Annotated in this window: 5 protein-coding genes; all 5 read right to left on the reverse strand. The window is 39.9% G+C overall.

Going from position 1 to position 5,105, the window contains the following annotated elements; genetic code table 11:
* Nucleotides 1-109 precede the first annotated feature (109 nt).
* Nucleotides 110-313, reverse strand: a complete 204-nt coding sequence (locus tag SST111_RS07065) for a cold-shock protein (protein WP_004195223.1) — start codon at nt 311-313, stop codon at nt 110-112.
* 370 nt (nt 314-683) lie between these two features.
* The gene (locus SST111_RS07070; RefSeq protein WP_024377453.1) at nt 684-1,517 is read right to left on the reverse strand and encodes an energy-coupling factor transporter transmembrane component T family protein; all 834 of its coding nucleotides are present in this window, start codon (nt 1,515-1,517) and stop codon (nt 684-686) included.
* Nucleotides 1,514-3,187, reverse strand: coding sequence for an ABC transporter ATP-binding protein (locus SST111_RS07075; protein ID WP_099810486.1), 1,674 nt, complete (start codon nt 3,185-3,187; stop codon nt 1,514-1,516). Before SST111_RS07075 ends, SST111_RS07070 begins: the two co-directional genes overlap by 4 nt.
* 136 nt (nt 3,188-3,323) lie before the next feature.
* Nucleotides 3,324-3,548, reverse strand: coding sequence for a VOC family protein (locus SST111_RS07080; protein ID WP_257211804.1), 225 nt, complete (start codon nt 3,546-3,548; stop codon nt 3,324-3,326).
* Between the two features lie 325 nt (nt 3,549-3,873).
* Nucleotides 3,874-4,857 carry an oxygen-dependent tRNA uridine(34) hydroxylase TrhO gene (trhO, locus tag SST111_RS07085; RefSeq protein WP_099810487.1) on the reverse strand — a complete coding sequence of 328 codons (984 nt, stop codon included), beginning with the start codon at nt 4,855-4,857 and terminating at the stop codon, nt 3,874-3,876.
* Nucleotides 4,858-5,105 lie beyond the last annotated feature (248 nt).

Genomic DNA, 5,105 nt, shown 5'->3' on the forward strand with positions numbered 1-5,105 from the left:
CGTCGCGCACCCGCATAGCGGGTGGTTTATTTGTCACGCACCTTACGGAGCGTGACGGACTAAAAGTCACATAAGAAAAGCGAGTTTCACTAAGAAACCCGCTCTTTTATTATCCAATTTTTGTAATATTGGTCGCTTGAAGACCACGTTGGCCTTGCTCCACTTCAAATGTCACTTTTTGACCATCTTCCAACGATTTGAAACCATTAGACTGAATTTCAGAAAAGTGTGCAAATACATCTGGACCGTTTTCTTGAGCAATAAAACCAAATCCCTTTTCTGCATTAAACCATTTAACTGTACCTTGTACCATTTGTGTTACCTCTTTTTATTTATTTGTAAAACTTATCAAGAGGAAAAACAAAAGATGAAACTGATACTTAAACTCTAAATTTATTTACATCCCCTACTGTAACAGTATATTTCCTATATGTCAACGATAAAGGGTTGATAAGCCACGCCGTACGCATGAAGAAAATGTATGCAACTATTTTCTAGTTACATGCATTTTTTCGAAATATTTCCATAAAACTTACACTTTAACGGGGGTAATCCCTCATGTTCAATGCTATTATATCACTTTTTTCAATAAAAAGCTGATATTAATATTGAAAATATGATTTCTGAAAATGATATTTTCTTCATGCGTTTGTCGTGGTTGATAAGCCCGATAAACTCAATCATCATCGCCACGGATTATAGAATCGACCCTGATTAACAAAAAATAGATAGATTGTCACGACTACTAGAGCAAGAATAAATAGCAAGACAGCGTAATCTATTCTTTGTAGAGGCTGTTGGGTATACCATGTTCTTTTTTTATTCTTTCCAAAACGCCTCAATTCCATAGCCGTTGAAATCGTATCAATCCTCTCCAAGGAGCTGAAAATCAGAGGAATAACAAGGGATAGATTCCCTTTTATACGATCCATCACTTTTCCTTTCTTGGACAATTCCAAACCACGCGCTTCTTGAGACATTCGAATCGTATAAAACTCTTCTTGAATATCTGGAATATAACGCATGGTCAAACTGACTGCGTAAGCAACTTTGTAGGATACCCCAATTTGATTCAAGCTGGAAGCAAACTGGCTAGGATGAGTGGTCATGAGAAAGATAATCGCTAAAGGAACTGTACAAAAATACTTCAAGAGAAGATTCACCAGATAAAATGCTTGCTGACTCGTCAAGGAATAGACTCCCAGACCTGATAGCAAGGGAGTGTCTGCTCCGTAAAGTTCCACCCCATACCGTGGTGCAAACAAGTGAACCATCAGGGCATTCATTGCAGCAAAAATGATCGTCAGAATTAAAACAAGAGAGATTTCTTTATAACGAATCCCTGACATTTTGAACAAGGCTAGAGAAAATACTGCGATAAAAAGAATCAAGCGAGTATCGTAAGTAATCATAGCAAGAATGGAAACTATGAGAAAAAAGAGTAATTTACTGACAGCCGATAAACTATGAATCAAGCCAGTTCCTGGATGGTAACCAATTAGTTTTTGTTGACTCATTTTCCTCTCCTTTCTTCCTGCATATAAAACGTGGTTAATTCTAAGGGATTAACTCCCAACCTCTCCGCCAAGTGAAAAATTGATGTTTCTTTTAAATTGGCTCGCTCAATCACCGTATCATCAGATAAAATTTCTGCTGGACTGGCATCTTCAATAATCTGCCCATCCACCACAACAACAGCTCTATCTGAATAATCTAGCATGAGTTGCATGTCATGGGTAATCATGACAATGGTGTGCCCTTGAGCATTTAATTGATCCAAAAACTCCATCATTTCCCGATAATGTCGTTGATCTTGTCCTGCTGTTGGCTCATCCAGCAAAATAATTTCTGGATTGAGAACCAAGATAGATGCTATCGTTACCCGTTTTTTCTGTCCATACGAAAGTGCCGAAATCGGCCAATTACGAAACGAATACAGGCCACATACTTTCAAGATATGGTGAACTCGGTGTTCAATTTCTTCTTCTGTCACCCCTCGCATGCGCAAACCAAGAGCAACCTCATCAAAGATCATCGTTTGGCTAATCATTTGGTTGGGATTCTGAAGAACATAACCAATCCGTTCTGCTCGCTCTTTGACAGAATCTTCTTTGATCGACTGCCCCTTCCAGAGAATCTCACCCTCACCCTGAATAAAACCACAAAGCACCTTGGCTAGAGTAGATTTCCCAGCACCATTTTTTCCAACAATAGCTAGACGTTCCCCCTTATGAATCGTCAGTTGGATGTCTGTAAGAACTTGTTTGTTAGGATAGGAAAAATGAAGATGCTTGACTTCTAACAAAGTCTCTCTCTCTCCATTTTCAAAGTGTAGAGTCGGTAGGGATGCTATATTCAAAGCCTCAATATCAATTTCCCAAACTGAGGAGAGGCGTTCTGCCTGCGCAATCGGATATCCTAAGGCGCGAAGAGTCGATAGATATAAGGGTTCACGGATGCCGTTTTCCTGTAACAATGAGGTACGTAATAAATCATCCGGTCCTCCATTGAACAAAATCCGACCGTCATTAATCAATACAACTCGGTCCACCTGACGATACAGTACGTCCTCTAAACGGTGTTCGATAATAATGGTTGTGGTCCCTTCTTGCTTGTGCAGACGGTCAATCAAATCAATCGTATCTTGGCCCGATTTGGGGTCTAAATTAGCAAGTGGCTCATCAAACAACAAAATAGGACTCTCATCAATAAGAACTCCGCCCAGACTGACACGTTGCTTTTGACCTCCAGATAAATCTTGTGGTCGATGTGCTAGTAAATCGGTCAAAGACAGTCTTTCTGCCCAATCTCCTACTTTTTGCTTCATCACCACCTGGCTTTCCATGTCGTTTTCCAAAGCAAAAGCTAGGTCCTCGGCAACTGATAAGCCAATGAATTGACCATCTGTATCTTGAAGAACCGTTGATACGAGCAAGGACTTATCATAAATTGAAAGATTAAAAACTTCCTGACCATCCAATAGTAAACTTCCGCTATATTCTCCCTTGTAAATATTGGGAATAATACCATTAAGACATTGTCCAATCGTCGACTTTCCTGAACCAGATGGACCAATAATCAGAACTTTCTCTCCCTGATAAATCGTTAACTGAATATCTTTTAAAGAGGGTTCCTGTTGCGCTTGGTATTTAAATGTAAAATCTTTAAACTCAATGATTTTTTTCATAAGACTATTATAGCGTAAATTGACTCTGAAAAAAAGGAAGAATCATCAGTTTCTCCCTTTTCAAATAAGTTCATCTATGATTCTAGAGCAGATGAATTCTACCTTCTTGCCTCACAATCGCATTAAAATGATACCATCAAGGTCCGTAAAACTTGCTCCAGAAAAGCCACGGACATCTGTCGGGCGTTCTTGCAATTTGCCCGCCATTTGCTTCAACACGCTCGATAATTCTATCCACTTCTTCCCTACTCGCCACATTAAGCGAAATCAAAACTTCATTGCCACTCGCTACTACCTGAAATGGTACGCGTTGAGCAAAGCTATCTGCCTGCATCAAAATCAAGTTGCCACCCTCAGGCAAAGTTGCAGACTTAATATCTCCAAACGTCGCAACTGCAAAACCGATTGCTTCATAAAACCGACCAGCTATTCAAGGTCTGCTACTGCTAATACTCAATGAAAATCAAAAGTAACCTAGGAAACGAAGCGAATATAGCACTAGAGTTCATCAAGGCAAGTTGACAACGGATAATGTTGATTTTCGAAGGGGATAAGTTCATCCAAAATGACTTCATCTCCTTCTCTTTTCTAATTGATAGGCTTCGTTTAGAATGGACCGAAAAAATATAAAGAATTCTGATTGCACAAAAAAATTGCACTGATTTTTCAATGCAATTTTGGTATTACTAAGCATTTGCTGGAGTAAGAGTTTCCCCAATCGCTTCCAAGCGTTCTACCCATTCTTGACGAGTCAAGCCGTTTTCAGAGATGTAACGGTTGCGCTCATGAGCACGGCATTCAGCTGAACAGCCACGAACATACTTGTGCTCATTCTCTTCTGATGTCAAAATACGACGGTTACAGAATGGATTGCCACAGTTGACATAGCGCTCACATGGTGTGCCATCGAACCAGTCCTTACCAACGACAACTGGGTCTACATGGTTAACATCGACCGCGATACGCTCGTCAAAGACATACATCTTCCCATCCCACAATTCGCCACGAACTTCTGGGTCTTTACCATAGGTTGCGATACCGCCGTGAAGCTGACCAACATCCTTGTAACCTTCACGGACCATCCAGCCTGAGAATTTTTCACAGCGAACACCACCAGTACAGTAAACAACTACGCGCTTGTCCATGAATTTCTCTTTGTTATCACGGACCCATTGTGGCAATTCACGGAAGTTGCGGATGTCTGGACGGATCGCACCACGGAAGTGACCAAGGTCATACTCGTAGTCATTGCGTGTATCCAAAACAACTGTATCTTCGTCCAAGAGAGCTTCTTTGAACTCTTTTGGTGATAAGTAGGCACCTGTTGTTACGAGTGGGTCAATATCGTTGTCAAAGTCGTTGTCTTCCAAACCAAGGTGAACAATTTCTTTTTTATAACGAACAAACATTTTCTTGAAAGCTTGCTCATTTTCTTCATCAATCTTAAACCACAAATCGCTGAACAATGGATTTGCATGAACGTAGTCCATGTACTTTTGAGTTGTTTCATAGTCACCAGAAACAGTACCGTTGATTCCCTCATCAGCAATCAAAATACGTCCTTTTAGTCCGATAGACTTACAGAAAGCTAGATGCTCAGCAGCATATTCTTTGGCATTTTCAATTGGAACATACTTGTAATAGAGTAGAACGCGAATATCTTTTGACATAGTGTCTCCTTTTCAATCTTTGCAATAGATGATAAAACTCTGTCATTTCTAATAAATGATACCTTACGATTATATCGTTTAGCCCCTCAAAAGACAAAAATCTGAACTGAAAATTTAGAACCTGTATTCGCAGGTTCAGTGCTTATATGTAAAAAATGAGGCTGGGCAAAAAGACCAATGTCATTAAGTTAAGCATTTAAAACTATTCCCGTCCGAGCAATTGATGACCAAACGGGAATAGTTTTTGT

The sequence above is a fragment of the Streptococcus suis YS161 genome (assembly GCF_002760245.1).
GTDB lineage: Bacteria > Bacillota > Bacilli > Lactobacillales > Streptococcaceae > Streptococcus > Streptococcus suis_I.